Origin of the sequence: Vibrio cyclitrophicus (assembly GCF_024347435.1) — a bacterium.
Lineage (GTDB): Bacteria > Pseudomonadota > Gammaproteobacteria > Enterobacterales > Vibrionaceae > Vibrio > Vibrio cyclitrophicus.
In genome coordinates this window covers 3,202,557-3,215,987 of record NZ_AP025480.1, presented here as the reverse complement: position 1 = coordinate 3,215,987, position 13,431 = coordinate 3,202,557, and the positions used below count along the sequence as shown (strand labels likewise).

The window sequence follows — 13,431 nt, the reverse complement described above, 5'->3', positions numbered from 1 at the left end:
CAATGTCATGCTAACGATGATAAGGGTTGATATTGCTATCAGGACGAGTCTTAAGCAGCCTTAAGATCCACATATATTGCTCTGGGTTTTTGCTCACGTAATTTTCAATACATTGGTTCATCATACGGGCGTCCTCTTCTTCGCTTCCTGTTGGGAAGGGTAGAGCAGGGTAGAAGTCCAGGGCGTATTGGCCTGTACTGCTATCGTATTGAGCAAACAAGGGCACAATTTTAGCTTTACTTAGTTTTGATAGGCGACCAAGGCCTGAGATAGTTGCTTTTTGAGTCGCGAAAAAGTCAACGAAGACACTGTGCTCACGGCCAAGATCTTCATCAGGGAGGTAGTAACCCAGGTACCCATCACGTACCGACTTGATGAAAGGTTTGATACCACCGCTGCGATCATAAACACGACCGCCGTATTGCACGCGCTGTCGGTGCATTAGCCAGTCACTGAGTTTGTTTTTTTGTGCTTTCGCCATCGCAGATACAGGTAAATTGCGTGAAGCTAATAATACCGCTGGGATATCGATAGCCCATGTGTGTGGCACCAGCAAGATCACATTCTCGCCACTGTCTGTAATATCGGTTAGGTTGCTCAGGCCGTTTATCGCAGTGTTATTCTCTAGCCAAGTTTTACTCTTGAGTGTCAGTGAAGCAAATCCCATCAAAAATGAGATGGAAGTAACGTATGACTGATAGAGAGTTTCTTCGCGCTCTTCGATAGATTGCTCAGGGAAACACATCTCAAGGTTAACTCGAGCCCGGCGGTTAGCCTTATTCTTAATTTTTACAGCTTGCTTAGCCATAAACTTAGCTAATGCTAAACGAATGCTGTTAGGTAAGAAGCAGACTAAAGACGATAACAAAACAGCAATCCAAGTTCCCCAGTATTTAGGTGCTAGAAAACCCCATTCAAACTCAGGATTGTAAGCTTTTGGATCAAAATCATTGCGTTGTGTGGTCATTCATTCACTACATTATTTAAATCAGAGAGTTAACTTAATATCGGTCACTCTGGGAATGATTATATTCGTTAGACATTCCCAATAATACACGCTAAAAGTAGGGTGTATTATTGGTCCTAATCTGAAATATACCGTTAAGCGTTTACGATCTTCATGTACTCAGCAACGCCATCGGCTACTGCTTTAAACTCGATATCGCAACCTGTACCGCGAAGCTTCGTTAGGTCTGCTTGAGTGAATTCTTGGTAAGCACCTTTTAAATGCTCAGGGAAAGGAATCGTTTCGATTTCGCCTTTACCATGGTGCTTGATAACTGCCTTGGCGACTTCTTCAAACGACTCAGCATTGCCAGTACCTAGATTAAAGAGGCCAGATACCCCATTCTCTAAGAACCACAAGTTTACAGCCGCGACATCACCCACATACACAAAATCACGCTTAAAGGTTTCGCTACCTGCGAACAATTTCGGGTTTTCACCGGCATTCATTTGGTTGTTTAGGTGGAAAGCGACAGAGGCCATGCTGCCTTTGTGTTGCTCGCGTGGACCATAAACATTGAAGTAACGGAACCCTACGATTTGCGAAAGCGTTTCGTTGTGTGCTGCTGCATCCGCGGTTAAGCGACGAACGTAGTTATCAAATTGTTGTTTTGAATAGCCGTAGACATTCAATGCACCTTCGTACTCTCGTTCTTCAATGAAAGTGTCGGTTTCACCGTAAGTTGCAGCTGAAGAGGCATACAAGAAAGGAATTTCACGTTCAACACAGTAATGAAGTAGCTCTTTTGAGTATTCATAGTTGTTGAGCATCATGTATTTGCCATCCCACTCAGTGGTAGCAGAGCATGCTCCTTCATGGAAAACAGCTTCAATATGACCAAAATCATCACCGGCCATGACTTGAGTTAGGAAGTCATCACGATCCATGTAATCCGTGATGTCTAGGTCTACAAGGTTCTTAAATTTCTTACCATCTTTTAAGTTGTCGACGACTAGAATATCGTTGTGGCCCGCTTCATTAAGCGCCTTAACAATATTGCTGCCAATCATGCCAGCACCACCCGTTACGATAATCATAATTTTCTAACTCTTTTGAATACAAAACTGTCACGAGTATAGCAAGGAATGGATAAAGCGGGCTAGTGGAATAATTCCCCAACCAGAGTATGATATGGCAAGCTAAGTTATAAATTATGTTGAGTTAATTACTCAAAACTATAGGTATTATCATGAAGATTGCAGTAGCCGGTACAGGGTATGTGGGTCTATCAAACGCTATGCTTTTGGCACAACATCATGAAGTCATTGCGGTAGATATCATCGATGAAAAAGTGGCAATGCTAAACAATAAGCAGTCACCGATTGTAGACAATGAGATTGAGCACTTTCTATCAAATAAGACGCTGAACTTCATGGCAACAACGGATAAAGCCGCTTACAAAAATGCTGAATTTGTCATCATTGCTACACCTACCGATTATGACCCTAAAAACAATTATTTTGATACCAGCTCTGTAGAATCAGTCATCAAAGACGTCATGGAGATCAATCCTGATGCGATAATGGTTATTAAATCAACGGTGCCGGTTGGCTATACCGAGCGTATTAAGCAAGAGCTGAACTGCGAAAACGTCATGTTCTCACCGGAGTTTTTGCGTGAAGGTAAGGCCCTGTACGACAATCTACACCCATCACGAATTATCGTTGGTGAATGTTCTGAACGCGCTAAAGTGTTTGCGAATCTTCTTGTGGAAGGTGCGGAAAAAGAAAACATCGACGTACTGTTTACTCACTCAACGGAAGCAGAAGCAGTAAAGTTATTCTCAAATACTTATCTAGCGATGCGAGTTTCTTATTTCAATGAGCTTGATTCTTACGCGGAAGCGCATGGCTTGGATTCTCGTCAGATCATCGAAGGTGTTGGCTTAGACCCTCGTATCGGCAATCATTACAACAACCCTTCATTTGGTTACGGTGGTTACTGCTTACCAAAAGACACCAAGCAACTATTAGCAAACTATCAAGATGTACCAAACAACATTGTGGGTGCGATTGTTGATGCAAACCGTACCCGAAAAGACTTCATTGCGGATTCAATTATTAAGCGCTCGCCTAAAATTGTCGGTATTTATCGTTTGATTATGAAGGCGGGCTCTGACAATTTCCGTGCTTCTTCCATCCAAGGGATCATGAAGCGTTTAAAAGCCAAAGGCATCGAAGTCGTCGTGTATGAGCCGGTATTGGAAGAAGAGCATTTCTTTAACTCTAAAGTTTATTCTGACCTTGAAGAGTTTAAAACCGTATCGGATGTGATTGTATCTAACAGAATGGTAGAAGAAATCGCAGACGTAGCAGATAAGGTGTACACACGAGACCTGTTTGGCAGCGATTGATTACAGTAGCGATTGATTGTACGAGTGATTAAGATTAATGAAACGAGCGATTAATGACAGCTGTGATTGATCAAAGATGTGATTGATCAAAGGTGTGACGGTTGAAGGTGAATTTTAGCGTTTGCTAATTCGACCAGATGTTAACAGCTCGATCTATCCGTTTAGTGGCGATATACTGAACCTCTAAACGGATAGGGACACTTATTACCAATGAAAACACGTGACAAGATTGTTTATGCTGCTCTAGAGCTTTTTAATGAGCACGGCGAGCGCAGTATTACGACCAATCATATTGCTGAGCATATCGAAATTAGCCCTGGTAATCTCTACTACCACTTCCGCAACAAACAAGAAATTGTCCGTGATATCTTTACTCTCTATTCGACAGAGTTGCTTGAAAGGTTCACACCGATTCAAGGGCAACAAGAAAGCCTCACGCTACTCAAGCGCTACCTAGATTCTATCTTCACGCTGATGTGGAAGTACCGATTCTTCTATGCGAACCTACCTGAAATACTGTCTCGTGATGAAAAGCTCCACCTTGATTACATGGCCGTACAAGAAAAGCTGCAAACCAACCTTGTGGGTATCATGCGAGCCTTCGTTGAGTTGAACTTGCTCAAGGCAACAGATGCAGAAATGAAGTCGATGGTGACGTCTCTTCACTTGATTGCATCAGGTTGGTTGGCGTATCAATCTGCGATGTCTCCAAAAGCTCAAATTACCGAGCAAGTGGTTCATCAAGGAATGCTGCAGATGATCGCGACGGTTAAACCGATTGCGACAGCTCAAGGTTTTGAGCAGCTGACATTATTGGAAGATGGTGTAAGGGCGTTGAACTCTAAATAGAAAGAGACGAGTAAGCGATATACGGGATTCGAAGAAAGATACTCGCATCCCGTATCTGCTCTTTATCGAACCAACCAGCTCTTTGGATTCTGAGCTTGGCTGTTTCTACGAATTTCAAAGTACAGTGATGGGCGTGTTTGGCCGCCAGTGTCACCTGCAAGCGCGATGGCTTCACCCGCTTTAACCTTGTCACCTTCTTTCTTCAGTAGTGCTTGGTTAAAGCCATAGAGCGTCATATCACCTTTACCATGATCGAGAAGAACCACTAAACCATAGCCTCGCAGATACTCGGCAAATACCACCGTACCTGAGTAAACGGATTTAACCTGCTGACCGTACTTGGCGTTGATCACCATGCCTTTCCAGTTAATTTGCCCCGTTTGACGTGAACCGTAGTTATGTAGAACTTTATCTTTGATCGGCCAAGGTAGCTTACCTTTACGTTTTGCTAGGCCATCCATTGGGACTGCATTACGTCGTTCTCGAGCCGCTTTTTCTGCTTTTGCTATTTCAGCTTTCAGGCGAGTTTCATTTCGCTGAAGTTCAGCCAAGTAATTTTTGTCGCCAGAAATATTCTTCTTAATGCTACCAACGGTTTTCTTACGTTGTGTTTGAGTCTGAGACAACTTGTCACGCTTGGTGGTTTGCTGTTTTAACAATGTTGCGATTTGTTCTTGCTCGAGTTGACGCTGTTTGTGGCTCTCTTCTAATTCAAGTTGCGTCTGTTCAATTGTTTTAATTGTTGCGGAGCGAGCTTTGGCCAGGTGCTGGTAATAATGACTGATGCGATCTTCTTCTACACCAGTGTTGAGAATGTGAGAAGAAGCCTTAGCTCGACTTGTCATGTAGTAAGTCTGAATAAGCTGCTCTAACTTGTCTGTCTGGACGTTTTTCTGTGCAGTGAGGGCTTTGATCTTGGTGTCTAAGCTAGCAATATTCGCATTAGCGGTATTGAGCTGCTTCTTGCTGTCTAAAATCGCTTTTTCCAGTGCAGCGATGGATAATTCTTGTTTCTTGAGGCTTGCTTGTAGGCTATCAAGTTTTTTCTGTTGTGAGGACAAGTTTTTTTGCTGGCGAGAGATTTCGCTTGATACGCCTTTCAGCTCCCCTTGAGAGGCAGCAAATGATGAGGAAGACAAAAGAGCCACACCAAGGCTGGCAGATATCAAAAGAACAGTGCTCATTGATTGAATGGGTTTCATCATTATCGTCATTTTGCTCTTATTAATAATCAGCATCTGCTGCGAGTCTTTTGCTGTCAGTCTTTTCGCATCTCGGCTATCGGCTATTCGTCGGATCCCGAATCTGCTCTTAAATCCCATCACCATGGATGAAGTTCTGAGAGCGACCGTTAAACCCCTGATCCATGTCTAAAGATGGCTTGTCAGTTTTCGGCTTTCCAACAATTTTTGCAGGAACACCAGCGACAGTCGTATGAGGCGGAACGGCTTGAAGAACCACAGAGCAAGAACCAATTTTCGCGCCTTCACCCACTTCAATATTGCCAAGTATTTTAGCGCCGGCACCGATCATTACACCTTCTCGGATTTTAGGGTGACGATCGCCACCTTCTTTACCCGTACCACCTAAAGTCACGTCTTGAAGGATCGATACATCATTTTCGACGACAGCAGTTTCACCAATCACGATACCGGTGGCGTGGTCGAGCATGATCGCTTTACCGATACGAGCGGCTGGGTGAATATCCACTTGGCAAGCAACCGAAATTTGGTTCTGTAGGTAAGTAGCAAGTGCGATACGCCCTTGCTTCCATAGCCAGTTAGCCACTCGGTAACCTTGCAAAGCGTGGTAGCCTTTCAGATAAAGCAGAGGCATCGAGTACATCTCGACCGCAGGATCTCGATTTACCGTCGCGCAGATATCACAAGCAGCCGCATCAATAATCGATTGATCTTGCTTAAATGCTTGTTCAACCACCTCACGCACCGCCATTGCGGGCATTGAAGCCGTCTTTAATTTGTTTGCTAGGATGTAACTTAGCGCAGCGCCTAAGCTTTCGTGGTTGATAATGGTGGCATGGTAAAAACTCGCAAGCATAGGTTCTTGCTCTGACTGCTGTCGAGCTTCCTTCACAATGCATTGCCAAACCTTTTGCTGTTCACAGTGTTGCATTTTTCCATCCATTTTATCTATTTCATTCCACGACTTAATAAGCGATGTTATCGCTCTGACTTCTTGTCTCGAGCAAGCAGATCTTGTGCCGCTAAGTGGGCATCTTTCCCTTGATACAGCACTTGATAGATTTGTTCAACAATTGGCATCTCAACGCCCATACGTTCGGATAGTAACCAAACTTCTTTCGTGTTGCGATAGCCTTCGACCACTTGGCCGATCTCTTGTTGTGCCGTATCGACGTCTTTACCTGAACCTAAAGCCAATCCAAAACGACGGTTACGTGATTGGTTATCAGTACAGGTTAGTACTAGATCGCCCAGCCCGGCCATACCCATAAAGGTTTCGGGTTGTGCACCCAGTGCAGCGCCTAAGCGACTCATCTCAGCTAACCCACGCGTGATAAGGGCTGTACGAGCATTGGCACCAAAACCAATACCATCCGACATGCCTGCGCCAATTGCGATAACATTTTTCACCGCGCCGCCAAGTTGCATGCCGATGAAATCTGAGTTTGCGTATACGCGGAATGTTTTACCGCAGTGGATCTTCTCTTGCAGCTCTTCTAAGAATACTTCATCTGGTGACGCGACAGAGATAGCCGTTGGCATGCCCATCGCTAACTCTTTGGCAAAAGTAGGCCCTGATAGAACCGCTAGCGAGTACCCAGCACCCAGCACATCGTGCGCGACATCTTTAAGTAAGCGGCCTGTTTCTGGCTCTAGGCCTTTGGTCGCCCAACAGATGCGAGAATCCGTACCTAAGTAAGGTTTTAGGCTGTTTAGAACAATGCCAAACACGTGGCTAGGCACAACAACGAGAAGGTCACGACTTGCTGTTACTGCTTTCTCAAGATCGGATTCGATGATTAGGCTTTCTGGAAAGTCGATATTTGGCAGGAACTCATTATTAGCACGCTCAGATTCAAGACGAGCCATATGAACAGGGTCGTGTCCCCAAAGAACAACATTGGCACCGTTACGCGCTAGAGATATCGCTAAAGAGGTTCCGTAAGAACCGGCGCCTATCACTGTCATGGCGATGTCTTTACCGTAAGCGCTGCCTTTACCGCAAGCATCTGGCGTGTTAGTCGGGCGAGTTGTGTCTGTCATGCTTCCACCTAAAAATAATGAGGGAAATCGAAGAGTTTTGGAGAAACCCTTTACTAAGAAGAAAAAGCGCTCTACCAAAGTACAGTGTAAATAAAAAATGCACATCGCAGAAGCTGCGATGTGCATTTAAAACTAATTATTTCACAAAAACTAGCTATCGAATAAAAGGCAATCTTCTAATAAAAATAGCCGTTTGTTGGCCGTTCGTTTATTAGTTATTTATTGGTCATTTATTCGCTAAGCGTTAAGACTACATTGAGACTTAAGCTTGTTCGCCTTCAGCTTGTTGAGCTTGGTTTTGTAGGTAGTTCATGAACAAAGCATCAAAGTTTACTGGAGCTAGGTTCAGTTGTGGGAACGTACCTTTAACCACTAGGCTAGAAATTGTTTCACGCGCGTATGGGAACAGGATGTTCGGGCAGAATGCACCTAGGCAATGTGCCAGTTGGCCAGCTTCCATTTCGCTTGCAGAGAAAATACCGCCTTGTTGAACTTCACAAAGGAACGCTGTGTCTTCTGCATTCTTAACAGTAACAGTTAGACGTAGGATAACTTCGTAAACACCTTCGCCAAGCTCACGGCTTTGAGTGTCTAGGTCCAGTTTTACATCTGGGTTCCACTCTTTTTGAAACATATCTGGAGAGTTTGGCGCTTCGAAAGAGACGTCTTTTAGGAAAATACGTTGGATTGCGAAGTTCTGTTGTGCGTCTTGTTGTGCTGCTTCAGCCATTTTCTTGTCCTTAAAATTTATAATTAGGCTCTGTCCATCATATCAGTCGAACAAAGCCCTAAAGTAATATCGTTTTACTCGGTCAGCTTATTTTTTACCTTTAACCTATTTCTTACCTTTAACTAAAGGAAGGTTAGCTTCGCTCCAAGCCACTAAGCCGCTTTTCAGCACGCTTACGTTTTCGAAACCTGCTTTAACCAGCAAGTTCGCGCTTTCTTGAGCGGTTTGACCCGTCTTGCATACTACGATGATTGGGTCTGCTTTGTGACTTTCAAGGCTACCAAAGTTATTTGCTTTGATATCTGACGGTAAAATGTGAACTGCGTCAGTAATATGGCCTTTCTTGAACTCATCCTTAGTACGAATATCAACCACAACACCGTTTTCACGGTTAATCATGTGTGTGGTTTGCGCTGCAGTGATCTCTTTATAAGCTGCGTTTGATGTCTTGATAACGTTCGCAATGATGGCAACAACCAAGCCGATCCATACGATGGCTAAAATCATATTCTCTTGAACAAATGGAACTAACTCTTGCATATCTTGAACTCTTATTCGTTATTGGGCGAAAAACTCTAGGTCAGGAGTATAGCGAGAAAGGTAAGGAGAATACAGAGTAGGCATAGGGTTATAAATACAGGCGAGAGACAAAATGGTTTCAGTTTACAAATTATGCATTTACTTGAACACGCTTATTAACTAATATCATTAGCTGATTGTTTAAGCTGAGCAATCAGTTGAGGGCATTATTAACCTCAGCATATAAACGTTTATATACATGGGAATCATTATGAAAAAAATGGCTTTAGTAGCAGCACTAGCTGTTAGCTTCTCTGGCGGTGCTTTTGCTGTAACAGAAACTGCGGGTGCGGGTGCGGGTGCAGGTTCTGGCGCAGCAGCTGGCGCTGGTGCATCAGCAGTAGCAGCAGGCACAGCAACAACAGTAGCAGTAACGACTGCAGCAGTCGCAGCAGCGGCAGCGGTAGCCGTAGCTTCTAACGAAAGCGGTGCAACGACTACAACAACAACTAACTAATTTTTGGTTAGTGCGTGTTTTAGTTAACGTATGTTTAAAACCATTTTATGTGAAAGCATAAAGTGGTTTTTTTATATCAGATTTTCATATTGGATATCAGCAACCAAATTGCTAGGAAGCAGAATTCGTCATGCTTAAACCTCTAATCATATCCCTTGGTCTTTTTCTTGCTGGTTGTTCTCAGCAGTTTCAAGACGTCAATTCCACTTTTGATGAAGCCTTTTTTGGAAGCTCTGATGTTGAGTTGTCGAAGGAATACATTCAAAACTTACCTTATTCGAGCATTTATGCAGAAGTGAATGACCAAGGTAAAATCTTCATGGTCTTAGCGTACGTCGGTGAAAACTCGCAAACGGGCGCAGAGCAGTTAAAATGGATGTCTTCTGACAAAGCGATGATCGTCACTGAAAATGGACGTATCGTACAAACACTATGGCTTCCTTACGAAAACCTTTCTGGTTTGGCATTCCAACCGTTAGATACGTTCTCGTCTGAAAACAACTCGTCAGCCGATTCTTCTGCTGTGTTTGATGTGTCTGCCAACCCCGGAGCTCAAAAATGGCAAGCGGTTTACGACTGGCAGCCTAACTATCGATTCGGCTATAAAGCGAACATCACCCGAACGTATGCGGGAAATGAAACGGTTGAAACTCCGTTAGCGTCTATCGATACCAAGAAGTTCCAAGAAAAAATTCAATTCCCAATGTTAGAACAAGATATCACCAACGAATATTGGGTCGACAGCAAAGGTAAAGTAGTAAAAACCATACAGTATTTAGGCCCTGATATGACAAGGCTTGAGTTAACCGTCCTTAAGCATTATCAAAGCAACTAACGAACAGGGTAGTGAACTAAAATGATCAATTATATGAGTCATACATCAAAAATGACGGGGCGTCGGTTGCTGATGCTGAGCGCTCTGTTTGTTTTGAGCTCTGCTTCTGCTGCATCTATTGATAAAACTAATAGCGCTTCTTCAGTTAAAACAACCATCGAGCTTCCTCTTCAAGGTGTGACGCTTGAGTATCAAACCAACGTTCGACTGCTTCGTGTATTAGACGACGCAAACGCGAATGCGAGCTCTAGCGCTTACGGTACTATTGGCTACTTCCCACTTTCGGCTCAACTGTTTGATATAACCAATACTGAAGCGACTGCAGTTACTGGATTTAAAGAAGCTAACCAAGCTAATGAATCTATCGAAGCCAAAAAGCGCAATGTACTGAACCAGCTTGAAGCTTTCGCAGTAGAAGAGCCAGAAGCAAACTTAGTGCGCCAACAATTAGCCTCTTTCCAATATCTCAATCGAGTGTTTATTGATTTAGACCGTAATGCCGTTATCTCTCAATCAGATAAGAATCCACTGCTTGTTTCAAGTTCTCATGCTAACAAGCCGTCAGACAGTCAAACTCAAGCCTTTTCTCTGTACTTACCACAACGACCAACGTCAATTCAGTTGATGGGTGCAATGAAAGAGTCGGTCACAGTCAATCTGATTGAGCATGGCACGTTGAATGATTATCTCGATGCATTACCGAACGGCTTTATTGGTGAATCTGCAGACAAAAGTGTGGCGTATGTTGTTCAGCCAGATGGCGTGGTGCAAACCATTCAATATGCGTACTGGAACGAACAGCCGGTGTACTTAGCGCCAGGTGCTACCGTATTTATGGCGTTCTACTCTCTGCCATCGGAATATTCAACGTTGAACCAAAATATTGTCGATTTGCTACGTCATAAGGTTGGCCTGTAATGCTGAAACAGAAATCATTCCCTCTATCGGCAGTGTGCACATCGGTTACCTGCGCCTTGTTAATGGCCAACAGCGCTTCTGTTTTTGCAGAGACGGTTTTTGCTGACCCGGTTCGTGCAGAAACAGCCATTGATTCCTCGTCAATCAGAGCTGATAAATCATCATTCGACGACACAGAATACCGAACATCGCAAATGAACTTTGGCGGTGTCGGCTTAATGCAAATGCCTACCGCGCGCATGGCTCCAGAAGGTGAGTTCAACTTTAGTGCTTCGTTTAACAATGAATACCATTTTTATAACGTGAGCCTGCAGGTGATGCCTTGGCTTGAAACCACCATTCGCTATACACAAACTCAAGATCTTTATTATAGCGGTAGTGGCAATCAAGACTGCTCTCAAAACTCATTCAGTGGTTGTACTAAGCACACCGATAAAGGCATCGACTTTAAAGTACGCTTAATCGAAGAAGGGTATTACTTACCGGAAGTGTCGGTCGGTGTGCGTGACTTTGGTGGTACCGGTTTATTTGATGGCGAGTTTGTTGCGGCGACCAAACGCTTTGGCCCTGTTGATTTTACCTTGGGCATGGCTTGGGGATACATGGGCACCAGTGGCAACTTCACCAACCCATTGTGTAAAGCCAGTGACAAGTATTGTGAACGCCCATCAGATTATAAAGGCAATGGCGGCAGTGTCGATTTTGAACGTTGGTTTAAAGGCGATGCGGCAATCTATGGTGGCTTTGAATACCAAACCCCTTACAAGCCGTTAACCTTGAAGCTTGAATACGATGGTAATGATTACTCTCAAGACTTCCCAGTAGTACGTGGTGGTGTCGACATGACACAACACACGCCATGGAATGTGGGTGCGGTGTACCGTTTCACCGATTGGGGTTCGGCTAAAGTCAGCTACGAGCGAGGTGATACGCTAACCCTTGGTTTTGATCTCTCTACTAATTTCAATGAAATGTATTCCGTGTGGCGAGATACCGAAACAGCAGAGTTGCGCCCGAGTGGTGTAGAGACGGTTGATGACATTGATATGGCGGCCCTTGCAAGCCAACTTGAAACGATAGCAGGCTATGAACAAGCGCAAATTTCGGTCGATGATAACAGCATTGTGGTCAAGGGCACTCAGGTTAAATACCGAGACAGAGATATCGCCGTTGAACGCGGTGTGACTGTGATTGCGAATGCGGTGCCAAGTTACATTGATACTTACAAAATCATTGAGAACGATAAATCGTTGGAACTGACCGAGACAACGGTCAATGCCCAAGCGTTCAAGGCGGCGGCGAACAACCATTATCTTAACGCTCAAACCCGTGATGCTTCACACACTCACGAATTAGAACGCCAGAAGTCCGTTGTCTATCATGATGGGCGTGAGCGATTCGATGTATCGATTTCACCAAACCTCGCTCAATCGTTCGGTTCTGCTGAAAACTTCTATTTATACAGCTTGGGTTTATACACCAATGCTTCGTTCTGGGCGTTAAACAATGTTGAACTGTCAGGTTCTCTGTACGTTAACTTAGTCGATAACTACGACAAGTTTAATTATACCGTCCCATCAGACGGCACTGACCAAACGCCAAGAGTAAGAACCTTGTTCCGCTCTTACGTTGACGATTCGGTTCGCTTAGATCGCTTACAACTGACTTGGTTTGAAGACTACGGTAGCGGTGTCTACACCCAAGCTTACGGGGGCTACCTTGAAAGCATGTTTGCGGGTGTGGGTGGCGAAATTCTGTATCGACCATTCAATCAAAACTGGGCCATTGGTGCAGACATGACAGCAATAAGCCAGCGCGATCCTGAAAGTTGGTTCGGCACGTTTGATCAAGAGATCCAAGTCAACCCAGACGATAGCAGCCGAACGTACAAAGTGATTGATAAGGGCACGACGGGCTTTATCACCGGTTACTACACCCCACAATGGGACTTCCTGAGCGATACCTTGCTTAAAGTGGGTGTCGGTAAATTCCTGGCGGGTGATATCGGGACTCGTGTCGATTTCTCTAAGCAGTTCAAGAGTGGCGTTATTGCCGGTGCGTTTGTCAGCTTAACCGACATGACAACTGAAGAGTACGGTGAAGGCAGCTATACCAAAGGCTTCTATGTATCAATTCCGTTCGATCTTGTTACCGTGAAACCAAGCTCAAGCCGCGCAGGCTTTACCTGGTTACCGATCACGCGTGACGGCGGCCAAGTGTTGAATAAGCAATACAACTTGTTCGATCAAACTGATGCTCGCTCACCTTGGTTCCAAAGACCAAGTAGCGTTAAGTAGATTTAGGGGCCGATACGAAACAGAGGCTGATGCGAGATAAAGGCAGGTACGAAATAAAGACAGATGCGATTAACGAGATTTGAAGAGCTCTTCGCTTTCGTCTATTCGCATCTCGCTACTCTCATCCGCTCCTAGGCTCTCGCATCAGCCCTTAAGCTCTTT

Annotated in this window: 13 protein-coding genes; 6 read left to right on the top strand and 7 right to left on the bottom strand. The window is 44.4% G+C overall.

From position 1 onward, the window contains the following. Nucleotides 1–10: 10 nt before the first annotated feature. A complete protein-coding gene (lpxM, locus tag OCW38_RS14100; protein WP_102397647.1) occupies nucleotides 11–967 on the bottom strand; it encodes a lauroyl-Kdo(2)-lipid IV(A) myristoyltransferase in 957 nt (318 codons plus the stop codon). Nucleotides 968–1,101: 134 nt separating this feature from the next. After that, entirely contained in the window at nucleotides 1,102–2,043 is a 942-nt protein-coding gene (gene rfaD / locus OCW38_RS14095; RefSeq protein WP_010433822.1) for an ADP-glyceromanno-heptose 6-epimerase, read from the bottom strand. 152 nt (nucleotides 2,044–2,195) lie between these two features. On the opposite strand from rfaD, the gene OCW38_RS14090 reads away from it, so the two are divergent. Together OCW38_RS14090 and OCW38_RS14085 are read left to right on the top strand one after the other, a co-directional pair. Further along, nucleotides 2,196–3,359 carry a nucleotide sugar dehydrogenase gene (locus tag OCW38_RS14090; RefSeq protein WP_261894589.1) on the top strand — a complete coding sequence of 388 codons (1,164 nt, stop codon included), beginning with the start codon at nucleotides 2,196–2,198 and terminating at the stop codon, nucleotides 3,357–3,359. Between the two features lie 210 nt (nucleotides 3,360–3,569). Next, complete coding sequence (locus tag OCW38_RS14085) at nucleotides 3,570–4,208, top strand: TetR/AcrR family transcriptional regulator (RefSeq protein WP_010433829.1); 639 nt, start codon at nucleotides 3,570–3,572, stop codon at nucleotides 4,206–4,208. A gap of 62 nt (nucleotides 4,209–4,270) precedes the next feature. On the opposite strand, the gene OCW38_RS14080 is transcribed toward OCW38_RS14085, so the two are convergent. From OCW38_RS14080 to OCW38_RS14060, 5 genes are all read right to left on the bottom strand, one after another. Continuing rightward, complete coding sequence (locus tag OCW38_RS14080; RefSeq protein WP_261894587.1) at nucleotides 4,271–5,422, bottom strand: murein hydrolase activator EnvC family protein; 1,152 nt, start codon at nucleotides 5,420–5,422, stop codon at nucleotides 4,271–4,273. A gap of 97 nt (nucleotides 5,423–5,519) precedes the next feature. Further along, nucleotides 5,520–6,341: a serine O-acetyltransferase gene (gene cysE, locus OCW38_RS14075; protein WP_261895680.1), complete on the bottom strand. Its 822-nt coding sequence runs from the start codon at nucleotides 6,339–6,341 to the stop codon at nucleotides 5,520–5,522. A 47-nt stretch (nucleotides 6,342–6,388) separates the two neighbouring features. Further along, on the bottom strand, nucleotides 6,389–7,453 hold the full coding sequence (gene gpsA / locus OCW38_RS14070) for an NAD(P)H-dependent glycerol-3-phosphate dehydrogenase (RefSeq protein WP_261894585.1): 1,065 nt from the start codon (nucleotides 7,451–7,453) through the stop codon (nucleotides 6,389–6,391). A 262-nt stretch (nucleotides 7,454–7,715) separates the two neighbouring features. Then, nucleotides 7,716–8,183: a protein-export chaperone SecB gene (gene secB, locus OCW38_RS14065; protein WP_009847959.1), complete on the bottom strand. Its 468-nt coding sequence runs from the start codon at nucleotides 8,181–8,183 to the stop codon at nucleotides 7,716–7,718. A gap of 105 nt (nucleotides 8,184–8,288) precedes the next feature. After that, nucleotides 8,289–8,723: a rhodanese-like domain-containing protein gene (locus tag OCW38_RS14060; protein ID WP_010433842.1), complete on the bottom strand. Its 435-nt coding sequence runs from the start codon at nucleotides 8,721–8,723 to the stop codon at nucleotides 8,289–8,291. Between the two features lie 250 nt (nucleotides 8,724–8,973). On the opposite strand from OCW38_RS14060, the gene OCW38_RS14055 reads away from it, so the two are divergent. The 4 genes from OCW38_RS14055 (at nucleotide 8,974) to OCW38_RS14040 (ending at nucleotide 13,269) form a co-directional block, all read left to right on the top strand. Further along, entirely contained in the window at nucleotides 8,974–9,219 is a 246-nt protein-coding gene (locus OCW38_RS14055; protein WP_261894583.1) for a hypothetical protein, read from the top strand. A gap of 130 nt (nucleotides 9,220–9,349) precedes the next feature. Continuing rightward, nucleotides 9,350–10,054, top strand: a complete 705-nt coding sequence (locus OCW38_RS14050) for a YjbF family lipoprotein (protein ID WP_065100480.1) — start codon at nucleotides 9,350–9,352, stop codon at nucleotides 10,052–10,054. Nucleotides 10,055–10,075: 21 nt separating this feature from the next. Next, nucleotides 10,076–10,972: a capsule biosynthesis GfcC family protein gene (locus tag OCW38_RS14045; protein WP_261894582.1), complete on the top strand. Its 897-nt coding sequence runs from the start codon at nucleotides 10,076–10,078 to the stop codon at nucleotides 10,970–10,972. Further along, nucleotides 10,972–13,269 (top strand): YjbH domain-containing protein, encoded by a 2,298-nt coding sequence (locus OCW38_RS14040; RefSeq protein WP_261894581.1) that lies wholly within the window; start codon nucleotides 10,972–10,974, stop codon nucleotides 13,267–13,269. The genes OCW38_RS14045 and OCW38_RS14040 overlap by 1 nt, the downstream gene beginning before the upstream one ends. The last annotated feature ends 162 nt before the right edge of the window (nucleotides 13,270–13,431 follow it).

What these genes read in the sequence shown, in the direction of transcription:
- OCW38_RS14055 (WP_261894583.1), top strand. Translation starts at nt 8,974, where the DNA reads ATGAAAAAAATGGCTTTAGTAGCAGCACTAGCTGTTAGCTTCTCTGGC.
- OCW38_RS14085 (WP_010433829.1), top strand. Translation starts at nt 3,570, where the DNA reads ATGAAAACACGTGACAAGATTGTTTATGCTGCTCTAGAGCTTTTTAAT.
- OCW38_RS14060 (WP_010433842.1), bottom strand. Translation starts at nt 8,723, where the DNA reads ATGCAAGAGTTAGTTCCATTTGTTCAAGAGAATATGATTTTAGCCATC.
- OCW38_RS14090 (WP_261894589.1), top strand. Translation starts at nt 2,196, where the DNA reads ATGAAGATTGCAGTAGCCGGTACAGGGTATGTGGGTCTATCAAACGCT.
- OCW38_RS14045 (WP_261894582.1), top strand. Translation starts at nt 10,076, where the DNA reads ATGATCAATTATATGAGTCATACATCAAAAATGACGGGGCGTCGGTTG.
- gpsA (WP_261894585.1), bottom strand. Translation starts at nt 7,453, where the DNA reads ATGACAGACACAACTCGCCCGACTAACACGCCAGATGCTTGCGGTAAA.
- rfaD (WP_010433822.1), bottom strand. Translation starts at nt 2,043, where the DNA reads ATGATTATCGTAACGGGTGGTGCTGGCATGATTGGCAGCAATATTGTT.
- OCW38_RS14080 (WP_261894587.1), bottom strand. Translation starts at nt 5,422, where the DNA reads ATGACGATAATGATGAAACCCATTCAATCAATGAGCACTGTTCTTTTG.
- lpxM (WP_102397647.1), bottom strand. Translation starts at nt 967, where the DNA reads ATGACCACACAACGCAATGATTTTGATCCAAAAGCTTACAATCCTGAG.
- secB (WP_009847959.1), bottom strand. Translation starts at nt 8,183, where the DNA reads ATGGCTGAAGCAGCACAACAAGACGCACAACAGAACTTCGCAATCCAA.
- cysE (WP_261895680.1), bottom strand. Translation starts at nt 6,341, where the DNA reads ATGCAACACTGTGAACAGCAAAAGGTTTGGCAATGCATTGTGAAGGAA.
- OCW38_RS14050 (WP_065100480.1), top strand. Translation starts at nt 9,350, where the DNA reads ATGCTTAAACCTCTAATCATATCCCTTGGTCTTTTTCTTGCTGGTTGT.
- OCW38_RS14040 (WP_261894581.1), top strand. Translation starts at nt 10,972, where the DNA reads ATGCTGAAACAGAAATCATTCCCTCTATCGGCAGTGTGCACATCGGTT.